Here is a 21,401-nt window from a genome sequence, read left to right on the forward strand (position 1 = left end):
GCTGGGCGTGGGCCTGCTTTTTTTTTTTTTCCCCGCCGTGTTTGGGGGGGGGGGGGGGGGGGGGGGGGGGGGGGGGGGTTTTTCCCGGCCCCCCCCCCCCCCCCCACCCCGCATCACCGGGCGACGGCCTCCGGGAGTGCCGCGACGAACCACGACGTGATCGACGACGGATGCGTGATCGCGGTGCCGACGCAGACGGCCGTCGCACCGGCGGCGACGGCGGCGGCGGCATCCGCCGGCGTGTGGATGCGGCCCTCCGCGATGACCGGGCGCGTGCAGTGCGCGGCGACCTGCTCGACGAGTTCGAGGTCGGGACCAGGCGTCTTCGGGCGCTCGCCGGTGTAACCGGCGAGGGTGGTGCCGAGCAGGTCGGCGCCCGCCGCTTCGGCGGCGATGGCGTCGTCGAGCGATCCGCAGTCGGCCATCACGAGCACGTCGTGCGTTTCCCGCAGGGCGGCGATGGTCTCGGCGAGCGTCAGGCCGTCGGGTCTCGGTCTCCGGGTTCCATCGAGGGCGACGACCTCGGCGCCGGCATCCGCGACCGCCCGCGCATGCTCGAGCGTCGGGGTGATGAACACGCCGTCCGCACCGTCCTTCCACAGCCCGATCACCGGAACGTCGAGGTCGGCGGCGGCGCGGATGTCGTCGATGCCCTGCAGTCGGATGCCGACGGCGCCGCCGGTCACCGCCGCACGCGCGACCTGCGCCATCGTGTTCGGGTCGCGCATCGCCTCCCCCGGATACGCCTGGCACGAGACGATCAGCCCACCGCTGATGCGGGCCGTGAACTCGGCTGGGTCGATACTCATGATTCCCCGTCCACTCGGTCCCATGCGGCGGCCGCCGCACCGTACAGTTGCGCCTCGCCGCCGAGCTCACCGCGACGAAGCGGCAGGCCGGCGAGCACATCGATCACCTCGCGGCGGAACGCGCGCTGCATCGGCAGCCACCACGCCTCGCCGATCCCCGTCACCCCGCCGGTGACGACGATGCACTCCGGGTCCAGGAGCGTCGCGACACCGGCGAGCGCCCGCCCGACTGCGGCGGCCGACTCCTCCAGTGCACGCTCGGCGGTCGCATCGCCCGCTGCGGCTCGCGCGGCGAGTCCCCGGGCATCCGCCACACCCGGGTCGCCGCCGAGGGAGAGGTAGTGCCGATGCATGCCGATCCCCGAACCGAGCGCCTCGAGGTGACCCGGCCGCCCGCACGGGCAGCGCAGATGGTCTGCCCCGGCGATCGGCAGGTGGCCGATCTCGCCGGCGACGTGCCGCGCACCGCGGATCACGCGACCATCCACGACGACGCCGGCGCCGACCCCGGTTCCCACCGCGACCACGACGACGTTCGACGCTCCCCGGGCGGCGCCGTGGCGCGCCTCGCCCAGCGCGCACGCGTCGACGTCGTTCTGCACGTCGACGGGCACGGCTCCGACGCCCAGGCGTGCGAGTTCGTCGCGCACGCGGTCAGCCAGCCGAGTTCCCGGCCAGCCGGTGAACGTGTCGGTGGCCGAGATGATCTCGCCGCGTGACACGTCGACGACGCCGGCGGTGCCGATGCCGACCGCGCGAATCCGCGCCGTCTCGGTGCGTCCGCGAAGCGTCGAGGCGAGGTCGACGATCGTCGCGATGACCGCGTCCGGGCCGTCGGCGGCGGGCGTCGGGGCCACGACGGTGTCGAGGATCGTGTGATCCGCGTCGACGAGCGCCGCGGCGGTCTTCGTGCCGCCGACGTCGTACGTCAGGACGACGTCGGCCATCAGGGGGTCGGCGTGCCGACGAGCTCGAGCGAGTCGAGGATGCCGCGGATCCGGTCGACCGTCTGCTCGTCGAGCACCTCGACCGGGTGCGCCATCGTCGCGTGGTCGATGATCCCGCGAGCCTGCATCGCCGTCTTGAACGCGCCGACCCCGGCGGCGTCGGGCGAGCGACCCGTCGACTGGAAGACGATCTCGAACAGGCGGTTCAGGCGCTCCTGCTCGGTACGCGCGGCATCCCAGTCTCCTCGGCTCGCGGCATCCCACAGCCGCACGTAGCCGGCGGCATCGACGTTCGCCAGTCCCGGCACGACCCCGTCGGCCCCGGCGAGCGCGATGGCGTCGACGACGACCTCGTGGCCGGTGAAGACCTGCAGCGGCCGGCCGGCCTCGGCGTTGGCGGCGATCAGCCGGCGGAACCCGACGTCGTCGCCGGAGGAGTCCTTGATCCCCGCGATGACACCCTCCTGGGCCAGCTCGATGACCAGGTCGACGGGCAGCTTCGAGTGCACGCGCACGGGGACGTCGTACGCCCAGAGCGGCACGTCGATCCCGCGCGCGATGGTGCGGAAGTGCTCGGCGGTCTCGGCGCGCGAGTTCAGCGCGTAGAGCGGCGCCGTGACGACGATCGCGTCGACGCCTTCGGCGGTGAGGCGGCGCGCGGACTCGACCACGCGCGCGGCCGTCAGCTCGATCGCCCCGGCGATGATCGGAACCCGTCCGGCGTTCGCGCGCACGATGGTCTTCACGACCTCGACGCGCTGCTGCTCCGTGAGGTAGGCCGTCTCGCCGGTCGAGCCCAGCGCGAACAGTCCGTTGACGCCGTCGGTGACGAGCCGGTCGACGAGGCGCTCCAGGGAGGCGACGTCGAGCGAGCCGTCGGGCAGGAACGGCGTCGCGACGGGCGGAACGACGCCCGTGAACTGTGCGGGTGCGGAGGTTGTCGGTGACGTGGTCATGAGGTGGTACTCCGTGGTTCTGCGAGTCGGTCGGTTGGTCTGCAGTGCGTGATATGGGTTCAGCGCGCGAAATGCGGCTCGAGCAGCGAGGGCGCCGCGCCGAGCAGGCTTCGCGTGTACTCGTCGGCGGGGTCGTCGAACACCTGCTCGGCGCTGCCGAACTCGACCACGCGGCCTTTGTTCATCACGGCGATCTCGTCGGACAGGTAGCGCACCGTCTGGATGTCGTGCGAGATGAACACCATCCCGAGGCCCAGCTCGTTCTTCAGGTCGGTGAGCAGGTTCAGGATCTGCGCGCGAACCGACACGTCCAGCGCCGACGTCGGCTCGTCCGCCACGATCACCTGCGGGTCGAGCACGAGTGCCCGTGCGATCGCCACACGCTGACGCTGGCCGCCGGAGAGCTGGCCGGGGAGTGCGTCGAGGGTGGATGCCGGGAGCCCGACCAGTCCGATCAGGTCGCGCACCTTCGCATCCCGCTGCGCCCGCGTGCCGATGTGGTGCACCTGCATCGGGTCGAGGAGCGCGTCTCGGATCGTCATCCTCGCGTTCAGCGCGGTTGCGGGGTCCTGGAACACGACCGAGAGGATGCGGCCGAGCCGGCGACGTACCGAGGCGGTGAACGATTTCACCGGCTCGCCGCCGAATCTGACCTGGCCAGAGGTCGGACGCTCCAGCCCGACCAGCACCTTCGCGGAGGTCGACTTGCCCGACCCGGACTCGCCGACGATGCCGAGCGTCTGGCCGCGACGCACGGTGAGCGAGACGCCGTCGAGCGCGTCCACGTACTGTCGGTTCCAGAGGGTCGAGCTGCGCGCCTTGTAGCGCACGTGTACGTCCTTCAGTTCGATGACGGACTCGCTCATCGTTCTGCTCCGATCGGTTCGACCGGGGCATCGTCGGGATGTCCGGCGTAGTAGTGGTCGGTTCCCTCTATCCTGCGCCGCACCGGAACCACACCGGCATTGCGATCAGGATCGGAGGACCGCGGAGCGAAGCGATCTCCCACCGGGAAGTCGCGCGGCGAGGGGACGACCCCGGGCACCTGGTGGAGCCGGTCCGATCCGGACTCGATCGAGAGGACCGCACCGAGGAGGCCCCTGGTGTACTCGTGCACCGGCTGCGTCAGCAACTCGCTGGTGGCGCCCTGCTCCACGACCTGTCCCGCGTACATCACGGTGATGCGGTGCGCGAGCTCCGCGACGAGCGCGAGGTCGTGCGAAACGAAGACCATGGCGAAGCCGAGCTCCTCGCGGAGCCGGTTCAGCAGTTCGATCACCTGCGCCTGCACGGTGACGTCGAGCGCCGTCGTGGGCTCGTCGGCGATCACCAGCCGCGGGTCGCGGGTCAGCGCCATGGCGATCAGCACGCGCTGACGCTGCCCGCCCGAGAGCTCGTGCGGGTACGATGCGAGCGTTCGCTTCGGATCGAGTCCCACGAGTTCGAGCAGTTCCTCGGCGCTGCGGGTGCCGCCGCGCGAGGTGAGCTGCTTCATCTGCGAGCGGATGAGCATGGCGGGGTTGAGCGAGCTCAACGCGTCCTGGTAGATCATCGCGATGTCGTTGCCGCGCAGCGCGTTGCGCTCCGCCCCCGTCATCTCGAGCAGGTCCTCGCCGTCGAACAGGATCCGGCCACGGATGTCCGCACGAGGGTCGAGCAGCCCCATGATCGCGAGCGACGTGATCGACTTGCCGCAGCCCGACTCCCCGACGAGCGCCATGGTCTCGCCGGGCCGCACCGTGAAGCTGACGTGGTCGACCACGTCGACGTCGCCATGGCGCGGGAACGAGATGCAGAGATCCTGCACCTCGAGCAGTGGCGGACCGTCGGTGGAGTACACCAACCGGTCACGGCGCTCGAGCTCGCGTCCCCTGAGCTGGGCGAGACGCTCGTCGAGCGGCACGACCTTCGTCGTGATGTGCAGCCCGGATGCCTCGGCCTCTCGCTGCTCGACGAGGGCCGACTCATCGACTGCGGAAGCCCCGATCGCTTCGAGCTCGTCGATCCCGGCGGCGATCTCCTCTTCCGACGCGCCTTCGAACAGCGATGCCTGCTCGGTCTCGAGGTCGTAGGTGGACTCCTCCTTCGACGAGGCGTCCTCCGTGAGCTTGCGCGCACGGGGAGAGATCATCGCGTCGGTCATGCCCTCGGACAGGATGTTCAGGCACAACACGGTCAGGAGGATCAGGAGGCCCGGGAAGAACGTGGCCCACCAGTAGCCGGCCATCACGAGGTTCCGGCCGTCGGCGATCACGTTGCCCCACGACGGTTCGGGGGCGGGCACGCCGGCCTGCAGGAAGGAGAGGGACGCCTCGAGCACGATCGCGTCGGCGACGAGCACCGTCGCGAACACCAGCACCGGCGCGAGGCAGTTGCGCACGACGTGCTTGGTGATGATGCGCGTCGTGGAGGCGCCCATGACGCGCACCGCCGAGACGTAGTCCTCGCCGTACTGGTCGAGCACGTTCGCGCGCACGACGCGGGTGAGCTGGGGCGTGTAGAGGAACGCGATCGTCAGCACGAGCACCGGCAGCGATTGCCCGAACACGGTGACGAAGACCGCGGCGAGCGCGATGCCGGGGAACGACATGATGACGTCCATGACGCGCATGACGGTCTCGGAGAGCCACTTGGGCCCGGTCGCGGCGATCGTGCCGAACACGGCGGCCGCCAGCAGTGCGACGACGGTGGCACCGATGCCGATGGTGAGCGAGTAACGCCCGCCGTACATGAGGCGGGAGAGGATGTCCCGGCCCTGACGGTCGGTGCCGAACCAGTGCTCCGGGCTCGGCGGCTGCACGGGCGGTCCGGAGGCCAGCGGGTCGTAGGGCGCGAGCAGGGGCGCGAACACGGCGACCACCGCGACCAGCACGACGAAGCCGAGCGAGAGCTTCGCGCTGAGCGAGAGTCCTCGCAGCGCTCCCAGTCGCAGTCCGGGGTTGGAGAGTTGTTCTGTCAGTTTGCGTCGCATGTCACACCGACCTGATCCGCGGGTTGATGAGCACGTACAGGAGGTCGACGATGATGTTGATCACGACGAAGGCGAGCGCGACCGTGAGTGTGACGCCCTGCACGAGATTGGGTTCGTTGTTGGTGATGCCCTGAAGGATCAGGGTGCCCATACCGGGCAGCGCGAAGATGATCTCGATGACCACGGCGCCGCCGATGAGGTATCCGACGCGCAGCCCGAGCACCGTGACCGGCGTGATCAGCGCGTTGCGGAAGACGTTGCGAGCGACGACCACGGCCCGTGGCACGCCGGCGCCGATCGCGGTGCGCACGTAGTCGCGGTCGAGCTCCTCGACCATCGCGGTGCGAACCACGCGCGAGAGCTGCCCGATCACGGGCACGGCGAGCGCGATCGCCGGCAGGGTCATGCGGGCGAGCCATCCGGCGGGGTCTTCGCTGAACGGCGGCAGCGGGCCGGAGGCGGGCAGCGCACCCATCTGCAGGGTCACGAGCTGGATGAGGAGGATGGCGAGCCAGAACGACGGCATCGACAGCGATGCGACCGAGAACACGCGGATCACCTGGTCGGGCCAGCGATCGCGGTAGAGCGCGGCGGTGACGCCGAGGAGGGTCGCGCCGATGACGGCGATGATCAGGCCGAGGAACGTCAGCGAGAGCGTGACCGGGAACGCGGTCGCGATCTGGTCGATCACCGGCAGCTGCCTGGACGTGTACGTGCCGAGGTCGAAGCGGACGAGTCCGGCGAGGAAGGCGAAGTAGCGCACCAGCAGGGGGTCGTTCAGTCCGTGCTCTTCGCGGTATTGCTCGCGGTCCTCGATCGACGCGCCCTCACCGAGCGCGGTGATGGCGGGATCGACCTGGGAGAAGGACATCACGAAGAACACGAGGAACGTGATGCCCAGGATCATGATGGGCAGTTGGAGAAGTCTGCGCCCGATCAGTCGGAGTGTGTTGGCCACAGTCCGTCCTTCCGGCTCGGGGTGTATCCGCTCTGCGGCGGCGAAGAGGGAGGATCGGGGCGGGACGAGGTCCCGCCCCGATCGCGGTACTACTGTGCGGCGACGCCGACGTCGAGGAACGACAGACCGGTCATCGAGATCGGCTCGAAGCCGACCAGCTCCTCGCTGTTCCATGCGGTGGGGAGCTTGCGGTGGAACAGCGGGTACAGCGGCACCTCTTCCGACATGAGGTCGAAGGCCTGGTTCCACGTCTCCTGCTGCTCGTCGCCGGACTGGGACACCGCGGTGTCGAGGAGCTCGGTGAGCTCGGCGAACTCCGGGGTGTCCGCCCAGTTGAAGCGCTGGTTCGGCCACACGTTGTCGCCGTACCACCAGCGCATCAGGATGTCGGCGTCGTTTCCGAAGACCGACGGGTCACCGGGGGCGACCATCACCTGGTACTCGCCGGCGTCGACCTTCTTGTACTGCGCGGGCGACTGCCCGATGTCGAGGGTCGTGGCGATGCCGGCGGCATCCAGCGACTCCTTGATCAGCGGCGCGACCTCGCGAACCCAGCCGGTGTCGGTGGTCAGCAGCGTGATCGACAGGTCCTTGACCCCGGCCTCGTCGAGCAGTTCCTTCGCCTTCTCGGGGTCGTAGGTGTACACCGTCGACGCTTCGTTGTAGCTCGGGTGCGACTCGGGCAGGAACGAGGTCGCCGCCTCGGCGTTGCCGAGCATGCCGGTCTCGATGATCTTGTCCATGTCGAGTGCGTAGAAGAACGCCTGGCGCACGCGCGGGTCGTCGAACGGCTCCATCTTCGTGTTGAACATCATGAACAGGAGGCCGAACGACTGCACCGTCTCGACGTCGACGGTCGACGCGAGCGCGTCGACGTCGATGTAGGGGACGTCCTCGATCGCCTGCACCGTGCCCGACGACATGGCGGTGACACGCGCCGCGGGGTCGCTCAGCAGGTTCCAGTTCATGCCGGCGGCAAGAGCCGGACGGGGGCCGTTGTAGTCGTCGTAGCGCTCGAACACGACGGCCTCGTTCGGGGTGGCTGAGACCAGCGAGTACGGTCCGCTGCCGACCGGCTGGGCGCCGAACGCCTCTGCGTCTGCCTCGACGAGCGCCTTCGGCACGATCTTCACGACGCCGAGGCGCTCATTGAACAGCGAGAACGGGTACTCGGTCGTGATGCGCACGGTGTCGTCGTCGACGGCCTCGACCGTGTCGATGAAGTCGACGAAGCTGGCGAAGAAGCCACCGGTGTCGGGGTTCATCACCCGCTCGTAGCTGAAGACGACATCGTCGGTGGTGACGGGGTCGCCGTTCTGGAACGTCGCGCCTTCGCGGAGGTCGATCTCGTAGGTGGTGTCGTCGACCTCGGTCGGCATGTCGGCGGCCAGCGCGGCGTACGGCTCACGCGTGACCGGGTCGAGGTCGACCAGGCCCTCGAAGATGTGCCAGTTCGCCGCGAGCGTCACCGCACCCGACGCGAGCATCGGGTCGAAGCTGCCGCCGAGCGAGTAGGAGATGCCGGCCTCGATCGTGGCATCCGGGTCGACCTCGGCGGCGGGCGCCGTGGCCTCGGTCTGGTTGGCCGCCGGCGTGCAGCCGGCGAGTACGGCGGACACGGCGACGGTGCCGGCCAGTGCTGCGGCCCACTTCGCCCGCCCGCGCCTGGTGGTTCGGATCATGATTGCTCCATCCAATGGTGTTTTGGGGGAGACGCCCGACGGGGGACATCAGACGTCTGACGTACTATAAACATAGATTGAACATTTCCACAACAGGCAGTTTCGAATCGAACCCGAAACGAGACGAGCGGTGCGCGAGCGGACCCCACGAGCTATGACTTTCGCCGCTGAATGGCGGCTTCCTGTGATCGCCATATGGCGGGGTCATCGGCGCGTTGGATGGCCCGGTAGACGGTGGAGCGGGCGACCCCGAAGAGTTCGGCGATTTCGGTGGTGTGTTTGCCGGCGCGATGGACCTTCCGCCGACATTGAGGGCCACTCCTTTGCGGGTGAGTTCGTCGGCGATGTCTCTCGCGTCGGGCAGTGAGCGTGCGAGCCGGTCGAGCTTCGTGACCACGAGTGTGTTGCCGTCCTGAGTGGTACACTATCGAGTACTACTCGATTTGGAGGGATCATGTCGGCCATCACGGCGACCGAAGCGCGCAAGACGCTGTTCGGACTGATTCAACAGGTCAACGAGGATCACACCGCTGTCGAAGTCGTGTCCCGGCACGGCAACGCGGTCCTCATGTCCAAGGACGACTACGACGCGATCACCGAGACCGCCCACCTGCTGCGCAACCCGGCGAACGCCGAGCGGCTGCTCGAGGCGATCGAGCGTGCGCGACGCGGCGAGTTCGAGCAGCATGATCTCATCGAAGCGTGAAGCGAGCGCTCGCCTTCGACCCGAGCGGGTGGGAGGACTACGTCTACTGGCAGACGCAAGACCGCAGGACACTGAAGCGAATCAACCTGCTCATCAGCGACGCGCTGCGCGACCCGTTCGCCGGCATCGGCAAGCCCGAACCGCTCAAACACGTGCTCACCGGAGCGTGGTCGCGACGTATCGATGAGGTCAACCGGCTCGTCTACTACGTCGCCGACGACCACATCGTCATCCTCCAGGCCCGCGAACACTACTGACAGCAGAATTCGCGGCGTAGAGGTGCCCGTTCCTTGTACAGCTGATCGGTGACCTGGCGTGGAAGGCGCACCCGGAACGGGACGAGATCGACCTCGAGGACGTGCAGACCGCGTTCCGGAAGGCGAGACGGACGATGGGAAGGAACATCCACGAGCCGTCCCTTCGGGACCTGCCGAAAGTACATGGGGTCTACCGGCGGCGCCTCATCGACGCCGGCGTCGTCTACCCGGTCCGGCGCGGATACATCGACATCGCCTGAGCACGTTCATCTCCCGGTGCGACATTCAACGTCGTGAAAGCGCCGCCATCTACCGCCGACATTCACACCCACGAGCTGACGCAACAGCCGCGAACTGAACGTCCAACGGATGAATTCTGCCAGATATCGGACATCAGACGTCCTATTTGAGTACACTGAGAGTCCACGAAGCAAGTGAAAGGTCGAGCCGGGCATGACGATACGCGACCAGACCGTGACCAAGGTCTTCTCCGCAGCCCCCCGCAAGCGGGAGTCGGTGACCGATCAGATCAAGGCGCTGATCCTCGCCGAGGGCCTGCGCCCCGGCGACCTGATGCCCACCGAAGCCGAGATCTGCGCCCGACTCGAGGTGAGCCGCTCGAGCGTGCGCGAGGCCATGCGGATGCTGGCGGCGCTCGACATCGTCGAAGTCCGCCACGGCCACGGCACCTATGTGGGGCAGCTCTCCCTCGCCCCCCTCGTCGAAGGTCTCGTCTTCCGAGGGGTCGTCGACCAGGACGACAGCGTCGCCGCGCTGCGCGAGGTGGTCGAGGTCCGCGAGGCCCTCGATCTCGCGGTGGCGGCGCAGGTCACGACGGTGCTCGCGGGCGTCCGCGATTCGGAGCTCGAGAGACTCGTCGCGGCCATGGCCGAGAAGGGCGCACGCGGCGAGGCCTTCGCCGAGGACGACCTGGCGTTCCACACCCGCCTGCTCGGATACCTCGACAACGCGCTCGTCGGCCAGCTCGTCGCGGCGTTCTGGGAGGTCAACACCGTCGTCTACCCGATGCTCGGGCTGGCGCCGGCCGCCGATATCGCCGACACTGCCCGCGCCCACGGCGCGATGCTCGACGCCGCCGTCGCCGGCGACGTCGAACGGTACCGCGAGGCCGTCGTCGAGCACTACCTGCCGCTGCGACGTGCCCTCGAGAAGGCGAGCCCGTCGCCCCGCTGACGTCAGCTCCGCCCGAGCACCCCGGTGAGCGCCTCCAGCGAGAGCAGGTCGTCGTCGACGCCGCCGCCCTCGTGCCCGTTGTACTGCCACACGGTGATCTGCTTCGGGCCGGTGTATCGGTTGTAGACAGCGAACACCGTCGACGGCGGACACACGGCGTCCATCAGCGCGGCGGTGATCCACAGGGGTGCGGTCGCGCGTCGCGCGAAGTTCACGCCGTCGAAGTAGGAGAGCGTGTCGAGCACCTGGTCGGTGCGATCCCGGTACCAGGAGAGGTAGTCGGCGATCTCGCGATACGGTCGCGCATCGGTGATCACCGTCGCGCGCGGGAAGTCGCAGAGGAACGGCACCCGCGCGATCACCGCGGCGAGCCCGGGCACGAGTCCCGCCACCGCGAGCGAGAGGCCGCCGCCCTGGCTGATGCCGGTGACGGCCAGGCGGTCGGCATCGACGAGCGGCAGGTCGCGTGCGGCATCCGTCAAGCGCACCGCGTCAGTGATCAGGCGGCGGAAGTAGAAGGTCTCGCGCTGCTCGATGCCCCGGGTCAGGAAGCCCGGCACCTGCGGTCCGGAGCCGGCCTCATCGGCGGTGGCGCCGCGCGAGCCGCTCCACGCCTGCCCGCGGGTGTCGAGTTCGAGATGGGCGTACCCCGCCGAGGCCCAGAGCAGGTTCTCGATCGCATCGCCGCGCCCGCGACCGTAGCCGTGGAACTGCACCACGGTAGGCAGGCGCCGGTCGGCGCCGGCCGGCACGCGGAGCCACGCCCGCACGCGCTGGCCGCCGAACCCGGCGAACGACACGTCGTAGACGTCGACGGTCGCGAGCGGCGTCGAGACCCGCTCGGCCGTCACCGCGACGGGATGGCGTCGGGCCTCCTCGAGCGTCGACGACCAGAACTCGTCGAAGTCGGCGGGCTCACGGCCGCTGCCCCGATACTCGCGCAGCTCGGCTTCGGGAAGGTCGATGTACATGAGTGGCCCTCTCTCTCGGCGCCAAGCTAACACAACTCGGGTAGACATCTGACGTCCGATGTTGCACGGAGCGCCGGCGCCGGGAGCCGGCGCGCACACCACGCCTCGCGACTAGGCTGGGCGGGTGGCAGAACGAGCTGAGCACGAGCGACCCGTCGCAGGCAACACGCGCCGCATCGAGGCATCCGTCGTCACCGATTTCAGCGATCGCATGAGCTACGGCGGCTACCTCGACCTGCCCACCCTGCTCTCCGCCCAGCGCCCGCTGAGCCGGCCCGAGCACCACGACGAGCTGCTGTTCATCGTGCAGCACCAGACCACCGAGCTGTGGCTGAAGCTCGTGCTGCACGAGCTCGAGACGGCCCGCGACCTGCTGCGCGCCGACGAGCTCGCCCCGGCCCTCAAGTGCGTCGCGCGCGTGAAGCACATCCAGAAGACGCTCACGGAGCAGTGGTCGGTGCTCGCCACGCTCACGCCCACCGAGTACGCGCAGTTCCGCGGCGTGCTCGGCAACGCCAGCGGGTTCCAGTCGTTCCAGTACCGAGCCGTCGAGTTCGTGCTCGGCAACAAGAACGCCAAGATGCTGCCGGTCTTCGAAGCGGATGCCACGGCGACCGCTGTGCTCACCGAGGCGCTCGAGGCGCCGAGCCTCTACGACGAGTTCCTGCGCCTGCTGGCGCGTTCCGGCTACCCGATCCCGGTGAGCGTGCTCGAACGCGACGTGACCAAGGCGTGGACGTTCCAGCCCGAACTCGTGCCCGTCTTCGCCTCGATCTACGCCGACACCTCCGAGAACTGGGCCGCCTACGAGACGTGCGAGGAACTCGTCGACCTCGAGGACAACTTCCAGCTGTGGCGATTCCGCCACCTGAAGACCGTCGAGCGCATCATCGGCTCGAAGACCGGCACGGGCGGGTCGAGCGGCGCGCCCTTCCTGAAGCGTGCGCTCGACCTCACGTTCTTCCCCGAGCTCTACGCCGTGCGCACCGAGATCCCGGGGTGACGGATGCCGCACGCCGCTGAACCCGACCCGTTCGAGTCGCTCGCCGCCGACGCCGCACCGCTCGACCTCGGACCGCTCGCCCGGCCCGTGCGCCGGTCGCTGAACGGCGAGCACCCCGGCGAGATCGGCACCGCGCTGCCGCCGCTCGTCGACCATCACGTGCATCTCATGCTCGTCGGCGCCGATGCACTCACCGACACGGCGATCGCGGGCGTCGTCGACCTCGGTGCGCCGCTCGACCTGGTCGCCGCGAGACGACAGCGCGACGGCCTGCCCGAGGTCGACTTCGCGGGCACGTTCCTCACTGCTCCGGGTGGCTATCCCGTCGGCCGCCCATGGGCGCCCGACCACTCCGTGCGGGAGCTCGGCGCGATCGCGGCCGACATGCGCTCATCCCTGCCCGATGCCGTCGTGACCGCCGTCAACGAGCAGCAGGCGTTCGGGGCATCCGTCATCAAGGTCGCCCTGAACGCCGACGTCGGGCCCGTGTTCGACCGCCGCACGCTCGACGCGATCGTCACGGCCGCCCACGAACGCGGCCTTCCCGTCGTCGCACATGTCGAGGGCGACGGGATGACCCGGCTCGCCATCGATGCCGGGGTCGATGTGCTCGCGCACACGCCGTTCACGGAGCACGTCGACGATGCGCTCATCGCTCGCGCCGTCGCGGCCGGCCAGCGCTGGATCTCCACGCTCTTCGTGACGAGCTACGGCGCACCCTCGCCCGATCGGGATCGCGCGATCGACAACCTCGGCAGGTTCCACGCGGCCGGCGGTCGCGTGCTCTACGGCACCGATCTCGGCAACGGCGACCAGCCCCTCGGCGTGAACCCCGAGGAGGTCGCCGCGCTCGCGGTGGCGGGGCTCGCGGCATCCGACCTGCTGACCGCGATCACCGACCCGTGGCCGCGACGGGCGCGCGCCGACGGCATCGCGACGTTCGTGCCGGGCACGGCCCCCGCAGTCCTCGACGAGTTGCCGGCATGGCTCGCCGGCGCCTGCATCGTGCCCGCCGAAGACCTGGAGGAGCTGTGACGCTCGACCCGCATCTCGCGTTCGCCCGGCGGATGGATCGCGCCGACGGCCTCGCGCACTACCGGAAGCGGTTCGCGGGTTCCGGCACCGACCTCGTGTACTTCGACGGCAACTCGCTCGGCCGGCCGCCGGTGTCGGCGATCGAACGAATGGAGCGCTTCCTGCGCGACGACTGGGGCGGGCGGCTCATCCGCGGGTGGGATGAGGCGTGGATGCAGCTCCCGTTCGAGATCGGCGACCGCATCGGGCGCGCCGTCATCGAGGCGAAGGCGGGCCAGACCGTGATCGGCGACTCGACCACGGTGCTCCTCTACAAGCTCGCCCGCGCCGCGGTCGACGCGCAACTCGCGCGCGACCCCGACCGCCGCGAGATCGTCGTCGACGCCGACAACTTCCCGACCGACCGGTACGTGCTCGAGGGCATCGCCCGGGAACGCGGCATGCGGCTGCGCTGGATCGACGTCGACACATCGTCGGGTGTGACGCCCGAGCAGCTCGCCCGGGTGGCCGGCCCCGAGACCGCGCTCGTCGTCATCAGCCACGTCGCCTACCGCTCGGCCTACGTCGCCGACGCGCGCGAGCTCACCCGGATCGCGCACGACGCCGGCGCCCTCATCCTGTGGGATCTCTGCCACTCCGCCGGATCCGTGCCCGTGAAGGCCGACGTCTGGGGCTTCGACCTCGCGGTCGGATGCACCTACAAGTACCTGAACGGCGGTCCGGGCTCCCCCGCGTTCGCGTACGTGCGCGACGACCTGCAGGACGTGCTCGCCCAGCCGATCCAGGGCTGGATGGGCACCGCGGACGTCTTCGCGATGGGTCCCGAGTACACGCCGGCCCGCGGCATCCGTCGCTTCATCAGCGGCACCCCGCCGATCGTCGGCATGCTCGCGATGGAGGAGACGCTCGCGATGATCGAGGAGGCCGGGATCCTCGCGATCCGGGCGAAGTCGGTCGCGCTGACGTCGTTCGCGATCACGGTGGCCGAGGCGTGGCTCGCGCCGCTCGGTGTCACCCTCGCGTCGCCCGCCGACCCCGACGAGCGCGGCGGCCACGTGACGTTCCAGCACCCCGCGATGCGCGAGGTCACGGCGCGACTCTGGCAACGCGACGTGATCCCCGACTACCGCGACCCCGGGGGCCTGCGCATCGGGCTCTCGCCGCTGTCGACGAGTTTCGAAGAGGTGCACCGCGGCCTGGCGGCGACCCGTGACACGCTGAGGACCGTGCTCACCGAACGCGCCGGCCTGGCGTAGCCGCGGGCTGCGCCGCCGCGGGCCCGTCGTAGCAGCCGGATCGGCGCGTGGCAACCCCGGCCGCCCTCTCGGCGGCGTTCGAGTCGTCGCGCGTACCATGACCGGATCGCACGACGAGAGGGTGGACATCATGACCAGCACCAATGGCTACACCGCCGACCCGACGGATGCTGCGCGCGAGTCGGCCGGCCGCGCAGCCGGGGCGACCGGGGACGCCGCCGAGGATGTGCGGACCGCCACAACGGGTGCCGCCGAGAACGTGCGCACCGCGGCAACCAACGCCGCCGAGGACGTGCGGAACGCAGCATCCGACGTCGCCGAGGACGTGCGCACTGCGGCATCCGACGCCGCCGAGGCGTTCACCGCGCAGGCGAAGGAGACCTTCGCGAACGCCAAGGAGGCCGCCGACGACGGCGTCTCGTTCGTGAAGGCGAAGTATCGCGAGAATCCCGCGCTCGTCATCGCCGTCGGCGCCGCCGCCCTCATCGGCGTGACCGCCATCCTGAAGGGAATGTTCCGGCGCTGAGGACGCTCGGGCAGCGGCCGCTCACGACCTGGTCGACACCCGGCCGAACTTGCGGATGGACAGCGGCACGAAGATGAGCAGCATCAGGGCCATGCCGATGAGCGAGGTGGCGATGGGGTTCTGCAGCGTCCACACGTCGGGTTCGGGGTAACCGGGCGGCACGTTGCCGAAGAGTTCGCGCGCCGCCATCACGAGCGCCGAGACCGGGTTGAATTCAGCGAAGGTCTGCAGCGGGCCCGGCAGGGTCTCTGACGGCACGAACACGTTCGAAATGAACGTCAGCGGGAAAAGGATGATGAACGACGCGTTGTTGATGACCTCGGGGCTGCGCACGCTCATGCCGACGAATGCCATCACCCACGAGAACGAGTAGCCGAAGAGCAGCAGCAGCGCGATGCCGGCGAGCCCCTCCCAGACGCTCGTCGTGATGCGCCAGCCCACGATGAGCCCCGCGGCGATCATCACCACCATCGACAGGGAGTTGATCACGAGGTCGCCGTTGGTTCGGCCGACGAGCACGGCCGAGCGGTTCATCGGCAGGGTGCGGAAGCGGTCGATGATGCCGTTCTTCAGGTCTTGCGCCATCGCGGAGCCCGACCACGTGGACCCGAAGAGGATCGTCTGCGCGAAGATGCCCGCCATGATGAACTCGGTATAGCTGATGCCCGGAAGGTCGATGACGCCCTCGTACACGTAGGTGAACAGCAGCACGAACATGATCGGCTGCAGCGTCGTGAACACGAGCACATCGGGCACGCGCTTGATCTTGATGAGGTTGCGTTTCGTCGCCGCCCAGCCGTCGCTGAACCAGCTGCCCAGCCCGGTCGGACGTCGGAGCACGGATGCCGCGGGTCGCGCGATCGTCGTCATGAGCCCGCCCCCGCTCGGTCGCGGGCCGGTTCGTCGGCCGTGGCGCGGTGGCGGGGCGCCCCATCCGCCCCCGCTCGGTCACGAGGCGGCTCGTCGGCCTCGGCATCCGTCTCGGCCATATGGCCGGTGAGCTTCAGGAACACGTCGTCGAGCGTGGGCCGCCGCATGCCCACATCGTGCATGCGCACCCCGGCGGCGTTGAGCTCCCTCAGCGTCGATTCGAGGGCAAGCGGGCCCTCCGCGACGCCGACCGTGAACGTGCGCCCGTCGTCGGAGACACGCGGCTCGGATGCCCCATGGCGGGCGAGCACGCGAAGCACCAGCTCGGCATCGCCGGGGTCGACGACGGTGAGCTCGATCTGCTGGCCGCCGACTTGCGCCTTCAGTTCGTCGGCGGTGCCCTCGGCGATGACGCGGCCACCGTCGATGACGGAGATCGCATCGGCGAGCCGATCGGCCTCCTCGAGGTACTGGGTGGTGAGGAACACGGTGGTCCCCTCGCTGACGAGCGACTGGATGATCTCCCACATCCCCATGCGGCTGCGCGGATCGAGACCGGTCGTGGGCTCATCGAGGAAGAGCACCTGGGGCTTGGAGAAGATCGCGCCCGCGAGGTCGATTCGGCGTCGCATCCCGCCCGAGAAGCCCTTCACCGGTCGGTTCTGCGCCTCAGTGAGTTCGAACGCGTCGATGAGCTCATGCGCTCGGCGGCGGGACTCACTCGCCGGGAAGTGGTAGAGGCGGCCGACCATGTCGAGATTCTCGAACCCGGTGAGATCTTCGTCGACGGCGGCGTACTGGCCGGAGACGCCGATGATCGGGCGCACCTCGTCGCCGTGGCGCAGCACGTCGATGCCGCCGATGGTCGCGGTGCCCTCGTCGGGCACCAGCAGCGTGGTGAAGACCTTCACGGCGGTGGTCTTGCCCGCACCGTTCGGGCCGAGGAGCGCCCGCACGGTGCCCTGCTCGACCGACAGGTCGACGCCGTCGAGCGCGTGCACCGGCGGCGCCTTTCTGACGAAGTACCGCTTGACGAGCCCGCGAGCCTCGATGAACGCCATGTGCTCGACGGTAGACCCGGCCACTGACATCGACAAGAGGCGGCCCGAACCCCCGATAGAATCGAGGCATCCACCCTCCCGACACCGGACGGAGAACCGCGGTGCCCACCATCGTCGTCGACGTAATGCCCAAGGCCGAACTGCTCGACCCCCAGGGGAAGGCCCTCGCCGGCGCCCTCGCCCGCACGGGCCACGCCGGATTCACCGGCGTGCGGATCGGCAAGCGATTCGAGCTGACCGTCGACGGCCCCATCGACGATGCCCTGAAGGCGAGCGTGCACCAGATCGCCGAGGAGATCCTCTCGAACTCGGTCATCGAAGACGTCGTCGGAATCCACTACGAACTCTCGAACGCCGAGCTCGCCGAGGAAGCCGCGCACACGGCCGCCGAGCACGCCGACGAGGGCTACGTCGCGCCCGCCGGCGAGACGCACTGAGCGGAGTGAGCGACATGCGCATCGGCGTCATCACGTTCCCCGGCTCGCTCGACGACCGCGACGCGCAGCGTGCGGTGCGCCTGGCGGGTGCCGAGCCCGTCGCCCTCTGGCACGGCTCGCACGACCTCGAGGGCGTCGACGCGCTCATCCTGCCCGGCGGCTTCAGCTACGGCGACTACCTGCGTTGCGGCGCGATCGCCTCCCTCAGTCCGATCATGACCGAGGTCGTGGATGCCGCGAACGCGGGGCTGCCCGTCCTGGGCATCTGCAACGGCTTCCAGATGCTCACCGAGGCACACCTGCTCGAGGGCGGACTCATCCGGAACGACCACGGCTCGTTCATCTGCCGCGACCAGGTGCTGCGCGTCGAGAACGCCTCGACCGACTGGACGAGCGGGTTCGAGGCCGGCCAGGAGATCACGATCCCGCTGAAGAACGGCGAGGGTGGCTTCATCGCGTCCGACGAGACCCTCGATCGACTCGAGGGCGAGGGCCGCGTCGTGTTCCGCTACGTCGACGTGAACCCCAACGGGTCGCTGCGCGACATCGCCGGCATCTCGAACGAGCGCGGCAACGTGGTGGGTCTCATGCCGCACCCCGAGCACGCGGTCGAGCCGGGCTTCGGTCCCGACGCCGCGGCGGCCATGCGGTCTGGTGTCGACGGCCTCGGGTTCTTCACGAGCGTCGTGCGCCGCGCCCTCGTCGAGGCGTAGTCCGCCGCTCCTCCTCCACAGGCGAGCGGATGCCACAGGCGTCCACTTCCTCCGGATTCCACCCCTTTCCGGCCCGCCATCGCTGGCATTCTCGGATGCACCCGGCGATGATGGAGAGGTGCTCGAGGTGACCGAGGCTCAGGTTTGGACCATGATCGGCGTCTTCACGACGCTGATGGTCGGCATGCTCACCGTCGTCTCTACGCTCTTCGTCCGCGTCCTCCGCAGCGAGCTCGGCGGCGTCCGCTCCGAGATCGGGAGGGTCGAGGTGAAAGTCGACTCCCTCCATGCGGAGATGAACGCGCGCTTCGAATCCGTGGATTCGCGAATCACCGGCCTCGACCGCGATGTGCAGGCGCTCGTGAAGCACACCTTCGGGCTCGACCGCGGCTGACCCGACGCCGCCAGCGACATCCGATCGACTCCTCCTCCACATCCAAGTGGATTCCAGGACCACCAGTGTCTTCGCTCATCGACACGCGACGATCCAGCGACACTGGCATTCTCGGAACCACCCGGCGATGATGGAGAGGTGCTCGAGGTGACCGAAGCCCAGACGTGGACGATGATCGGCGCATTCATCGCGCTGATGTTCGGCATGCTCACCATCGTGTCGACGCTCTTCATCCACGTGCTGCGCACCGAGGTTCGTCGCCTCGAAACAAAGTTCGACGCGCGCTTCGATGTGGTCGGCACACGCATCGACGGGCTCGACCGCGACGTCCAGGCGCTCGTCAAGCACACTTTCGGGATCGACCGCGGCTGACCCGCGTCGGTCCGACGCGAGTCCCGAAGCGACGGATGCCGCCGCACACGTCTCCCGTCGGAGGACATGCGCGGCGGCATCCGCTCTGCTGCTAGGCGGCCGCCTGCTCGCTGCCGACCTCCGAGCGAAGCGCGGCGCCGAGCCCGGCGTCGACGTTCGTCCAGTACTGGAAGAACCGCTCGCGGATCGCGTCGACCGTGATCGCGTCGCCCTGGCCGGTGAGCGTCGCAAGCAGGCGCGCCTTCGCCTCGGCCGAGTACACCTCGCGGTAGAGCGTGCCGGCCTGACCGAAGTCGTCGTCGTCGGCGCGCAGCGTGTAGGCGGTGCGCACGAGCTCGCCGTCGGCCTCCCAGCCGCCCTCGGCGGCGAGCGCCGCGGATGCCGCGGGACCGCCGAACGAGTTCGGCGCGTACACAGGCGCGGTCGGCGCGTTGAAGTGGTGTCGCGCCGCGCCGTCCTGCGAGTAGTTGTGCACGGATGCCGCGTGCGGCGCGTTCACCGGCAGCTGGTTGTAGTTCGTGCCCACGCGGTAGCGCTGCGCGTCGGGGTAGCTGAACACGCGGGCCATGAGCATCTTGTCGGGGCTGATCTCGATGCCCGGCACCGTGTTCGCCGGCGAGAACGCCGCCTGCTCGATCTCGGCGAAGAAGTTCTGCGGGTTGCGGTCGAGGGTGAGGGTGCCGACCGGGATGAGCGGGTAGTCGGTCTTCGGCCACACCTTCGTCAGGTCGAACGGGTTGAAGCGGTACGTCTTCGCGTCCTCGTAGGGCATGACCTGCGCGAAGAGATCCCACGCGGGGAACTCGCGCCGCTCGATCGCCTCGAAGAGGTCGCGGCGGTAGTAGTCGGCGTCGGCGCCCGCGATCGCCTCGGCGGTCTCGGCGTCGAGGTGCAGGTCGCCCTGCTTCGAGTGGAAGTGGTACTTCACCCAGAACCGCTCGCCCTCGGCGTTGATCCACTGGTACGTGTGCGAGCCGTAGCCCTGCATCTCGCGCCACGACTTCGGCAGGCCGCGGTCGCCCATGAGGTACGTCACCTGGTGGGCCGACTCGGGCGAGAGGGTCCAGAAGTCCCACTGCATGTCGGCGTCGCGCAGGCCCGAGCCCGGCAGGCGCTTCTGCGAGTGGATGAAGTCGGGGAACTTGATGCCGTCGCGGATGAAGAACACCGGGGTGTTGTTGCCGACGAGGTCGTAGTTGCCCTCGGTCGTGTAGAACTTCAGCGAGAAGCCCCGCACGTCGCGCCAGGTGTCGGGCGAGCCCTGCTCGCCCGCGACCGACGAGAACCGCAGCAGGGTCTCGGACTGCGCGCCGGGCTGGAAGACGGCCGCGCGGGTGTAGGCCGAGACATCCGCCGTGACCTCGAAGCGGCCGAACGCGCCGCCGCCCTTGGCGTGCACGATGCGCTCGGGGATGCGCTCGCGGTTGAACTGCGCGAGCTTCTCGACGAGGTATCGGTCGTGCAGCACCGTGGGGCCGTCGGCGCCGACGGTGAGCGAGTGGGCGTCGCTCGCCACCGGGGTTCCGGTCTGCGTGGTGGTGGGTTCCGTCATGGATCTCCTCTTCCTGTGGGTGGTCGCCGGCGTGCGGGCACGCCGAACACCGCCGAGTCGGCGGTCGTCGAAAGGCCGGGGCTACCCGGCGGCCTGGCAGTCGGGGCAGCGGCCCCAGAAGGTGACCTCGGCGGTGGCGAGCTGGAAGCCGTGCGTGTCGCTCGGCGTGAGGCAGGGCGCCTCGCCGATCACGCAGTCGACGTCGGTGACCTTGCCGCAGTCGGTGCACACGAGGTGGTGATGGTTGTCGCCGATGCGACGTTCGTAACGCGCCGCCGAGCCCGCCGGCTCGAACTTGCGCACGAGGTTCACAGCGGCGAGCGCGGCGAGCACGCCGTACACGGCCTGCATCGACGTGGTCGGCAGCGTGGTCTGCACGCGCCGGAACACCTCGTCGGCGTCGAGGTGCTCGCCGGGGCGGAACGCGTCGATGACGGCGAGGCGGGACTCGGTGACCTTGAGCCCCGCGGCGCGCAGACGAGCGGATGCCTCGTCGCGATGTGTGCGGGTCTCGGCGGCCATGCCCCGAGAGTAGCGGAGTTGTTTTGATTCAGTCAAGACAACTGCCAGTGGTCGTCAGCGACCCTCGTCGCGGTCGGCGATCCACGACCGGATGAGCCGCTGCAGGCGCGATGTTGCCCTTGTACACGAACGTCGGGGCCTGCCACTTGATCGTCTCGGTCACGCGCTGACAGGGCTGTGGCGAGTGGATCAACCATTCGTTCGATGCG

The 21,401-nt window shown here is 69.2% G+C and carries 22 protein-coding genes and 2 pseudogenes; 11 read left to right on the forward strand and 13 right to left on the reverse strand.

The window, feature by feature from the left end; all coding sequences use genetic code 11:
* Nucleotides 1-113: 113 nt before the first annotated feature.
* The 8 genes and pseudogenes from ACFWN7_RS06790 to ACFWN7_RS06825 form a co-directional block, all read right to left on the reverse strand.
* The gene (locus tag ACFWN7_RS06790) at nt 114-809 is read right to left on the reverse strand and encodes an N-acetylmannosamine-6-phosphate 2-epimerase (RefSeq protein ID WP_376938001.1); all 696 of its coding nucleotides are present in this window, start codon (nt 807-809) and stop codon (nt 114-116) included.
* The gene (locus tag ACFWN7_RS06795; RefSeq protein WP_376938002.1) at nt 806-1,756 is read right to left on the reverse strand and encodes an ROK family protein; all 951 of its coding nucleotides are present in this window, start codon (nt 1,754-1,756) and stop codon (nt 806-808) included. The genes ACFWN7_RS06790 and ACFWN7_RS06795 overlap by 4 nt, the downstream gene beginning before the upstream one ends.
* Nucleotides 1,756-2,712 (reverse strand): dihydrodipicolinate synthase family protein, encoded by a 957-nt coding sequence (locus ACFWN7_RS06800; protein ID WP_376938003.1) that lies wholly within the window; start codon nt 2,710-2,712, stop codon nt 1,756-1,758. The genes ACFWN7_RS06795 and ACFWN7_RS06800 overlap by 1 nt, the downstream gene beginning before the upstream one ends.
* A gap of 59 nt (nt 2,713-2,771) precedes the next feature.
* Nucleotides 2,772-3,578: an ABC transporter ATP-binding protein gene (locus ACFWN7_RS06805; protein WP_376938004.1), complete on the reverse strand. Its 807-nt coding sequence runs from the start codon at nt 3,576-3,578 to the stop codon at nt 2,772-2,774.
* On the reverse strand, nt 3,575-5,683 hold the full coding sequence (locus tag ACFWN7_RS06810) for a dipeptide/oligopeptide/nickel ABC transporter permease/ATP-binding protein (protein WP_376938005.1): 2,109 nt from the start codon (nt 5,681-5,683) through the stop codon (nt 3,575-3,577). Before ACFWN7_RS06810 ends, ACFWN7_RS06805 begins: the two co-directional genes overlap by 4 nt.
* 1 nt (nt 5,684) lies before the next feature.
* A complete protein-coding gene (locus tag ACFWN7_RS06815; protein ID WP_376938006.1) occupies nt 5,685-6,641 on the reverse strand; it encodes an ABC transporter permease in 957 nt (318 codons plus the stop codon).
* Between the two features lie 89 nt (nt 6,642-6,730).
* Nucleotides 6,731-8,323 (reverse strand): ABC transporter substrate-binding protein, encoded by a 1,593-nt coding sequence (locus ACFWN7_RS06820; protein WP_376938007.1) that lies wholly within the window; start codon nt 8,321-8,323, stop codon nt 6,731-6,733.
* 152 nt (nt 8,324-8,475) lie between these two features.
* Nucleotides 8,476-8,732: pseudogene (locus ACFWN7_RS06825) on the reverse strand (recombinase family protein); the annotation flags it as partial.
* Between the two features lie 45 nt (nt 8,733-8,777).
* Between ACFWN7_RS06825 and ACFWN7_RS06830 the strand changes: the two are divergent.
* The 3 genes from ACFWN7_RS06830 to ACFWN7_RS06840 all read left to right on the forward strand — a co-directional run bounded on the left by ACFWN7_RS06830 (nt 8,778) and on the right by ACFWN7_RS06840 (nt 10,480).
* Nucleotides 8,778-9,029: a type II toxin-antitoxin system Phd/YefM family antitoxin gene (locus tag ACFWN7_RS06830; RefSeq protein WP_376938008.1), complete on the forward strand. Its 252-nt coding sequence runs from the start codon at nt 8,778-8,780 to the stop codon at nt 9,027-9,029.
* The gene (locus ACFWN7_RS06835) at nt 9,026-9,286 is read left to right on the forward strand and encodes a Txe/YoeB family addiction module toxin (RefSeq protein ID WP_376938009.1); all 261 of its coding nucleotides are present in this window, start codon (nt 9,026-9,028) and stop codon (nt 9,284-9,286) included. Before ACFWN7_RS06830 ends, ACFWN7_RS06835 begins: the two co-directional genes overlap by 4 nt.
* A 453-nt stretch (nt 9,287-9,739) precedes the next feature.
* Nucleotides 9,740-10,480, forward strand: coding sequence for a FadR/GntR family transcriptional regulator (locus ACFWN7_RS06840; protein WP_376938010.1), 741 nt, complete (start codon nt 9,740-9,742; stop codon nt 10,478-10,480).
* Between the two features lie 2 nt (nt 10,481-10,482).
* Here ACFWN7_RS06840 and ACFWN7_RS06845 read toward each other — a convergent pair whose 3' ends face one another.
* Nucleotides 10,483-11,451 carry an acetylxylan esterase gene (locus ACFWN7_RS06845; RefSeq protein WP_376938011.1) on the reverse strand — a complete coding sequence of 323 codons (969 nt, stop codon included), beginning with the start codon at nt 11,449-11,451 and terminating at the stop codon, nt 10,483-10,485.
* Nucleotides 11,452-11,575: 124 nt separating this feature from the next.
* Here ACFWN7_RS06845 and kynA point away from each other — a divergent pair, with 124 nt between their 5' ends.
* The 4 genes from kynA (at nt 11,576) to ACFWN7_RS06865 (ending at nt 15,271) form a co-directional block, all read left to right on the forward strand.
* A complete protein-coding gene (gene kynA / locus ACFWN7_RS06850) occupies nt 11,576-12,454 on the forward strand; it encodes a tryptophan 2,3-dioxygenase (RefSeq protein ID WP_376938012.1) in 879 nt (292 codons plus the stop codon).
* 3 nt (nt 12,455-12,457) lie between these two features.
* Nucleotides 12,458-13,489: a hypothetical protein gene (locus ACFWN7_RS06855; protein WP_376938013.1), complete on the forward strand. Its 1,032-nt coding sequence runs from the start codon at nt 12,458-12,460 to the stop codon at nt 13,487-13,489.
* Nucleotides 13,490-13,521: 32 nt separating this feature from the next.
* Entirely contained in the window at nt 13,522-14,745 is a 1,224-nt protein-coding gene (locus tag ACFWN7_RS06860) for a kynureninase (protein WP_376938112.1), read from the forward strand.
* 130 nt (nt 14,746-14,875) lie between these two features.
* On the forward strand, nt 14,876-15,271 hold the full coding sequence (locus ACFWN7_RS06865; RefSeq protein ID WP_376938014.1) for a hypothetical protein: 396 nt from the start codon (nt 14,876-14,878) through the stop codon (nt 15,269-15,271).
* A gap of 21 nt (nt 15,272-15,292) precedes the next feature.
* Here the strand turns inward: ACFWN7_RS06865 and ACFWN7_RS06870 are convergent, their stop codons facing one another.
* Complete coding sequence (locus tag ACFWN7_RS06870; RefSeq protein ID WP_376938015.1) at nt 15,293-16,141, reverse strand: ABC transporter permease; 849 nt, start codon at nt 16,139-16,141, stop codon at nt 15,293-15,295.
* On the reverse strand, nt 16,138-17,202 hold the full coding sequence (locus ACFWN7_RS06875) for an ATP-binding cassette domain-containing protein (RefSeq protein ID WP_376938016.1): 1,065 nt from the start codon (nt 17,200-17,202) through the stop codon (nt 16,138-16,140). Before ACFWN7_RS06875 ends, ACFWN7_RS06870 begins: the two co-directional genes overlap by 4 nt.
* A 101-nt stretch (nt 17,203-17,303) precedes the next feature.
* On the opposite strand from ACFWN7_RS06875, the pseudogene purS reads away from it, so the two are divergent.
* The 4 genes and pseudogenes from purS to ACFWN7_RS06895 form a co-directional block, all read left to right on the forward strand.
* Nucleotides 17,304-17,537, forward strand: a pseudogene (gene purS / locus ACFWN7_RS06880) (phosphoribosylformylglycinamidine synthase subunit PurS); the annotation flags it as partial.
* Nucleotides 17,538-17,653: 116 nt separating this feature from the next.
* A complete protein-coding gene (gene purQ, locus ACFWN7_RS06885; RefSeq protein WP_376938113.1) occupies nt 17,654-18,352 on the forward strand; it encodes a phosphoribosylformylglycinamidine synthase subunit PurQ in 699 nt (232 codons plus the stop codon).
* Nucleotides 18,353-18,470: 118 nt separating this feature from the next.
* The gene (locus tag ACFWN7_RS06890) at nt 18,471-18,746 is read left to right on the forward strand and encodes a hypothetical protein (RefSeq protein WP_376938017.1); all 276 of its coding nucleotides are present in this window, start codon (nt 18,471-18,473) and stop codon (nt 18,744-18,746) included.
* Nucleotides 18,747-18,893: 147 nt separating this feature from the next.
* Nucleotides 18,894-19,118, forward strand: coding sequence for a hypothetical protein (locus tag ACFWN7_RS06895; RefSeq protein ID WP_376938018.1), 225 nt, complete (start codon nt 18,894-18,896; stop codon nt 19,116-19,118).
* 91 nt (nt 19,119-19,209) lie between these two features.
* Here the strand turns inward: ACFWN7_RS06895 and ACFWN7_RS06900 are convergent, their stop codons facing one another.
* Together ACFWN7_RS06900 and ACFWN7_RS06905 are read right to left on the reverse strand one after the other, a co-directional pair.
* Nucleotides 19,210-20,670, reverse strand: coding sequence for a catalase (locus ACFWN7_RS06900; RefSeq protein ID WP_376938019.1), 1,461 nt, complete (start codon nt 20,668-20,670; stop codon nt 19,210-19,212).
* A gap of 81 nt (nt 20,671-20,751) precedes the next feature.
* Nucleotides 20,752-21,192: a Fur family transcriptional regulator gene (locus tag ACFWN7_RS06905; protein ID WP_376938020.1), complete on the reverse strand. Its 441-nt coding sequence runs from the start codon at nt 21,190-21,192 to the stop codon at nt 20,752-20,754.
* Between the last annotated feature and the right edge of the window lie 209 nt (nt 21,193-21,401).

Source organism: Agromyces sp. NPDC058484, assembly GCF_042720415.1.
Taxonomy (GTDB): Bacteria; Actinomycetota; Actinomycetes; order Actinomycetales; family Microbacteriaceae; genus Agromyces.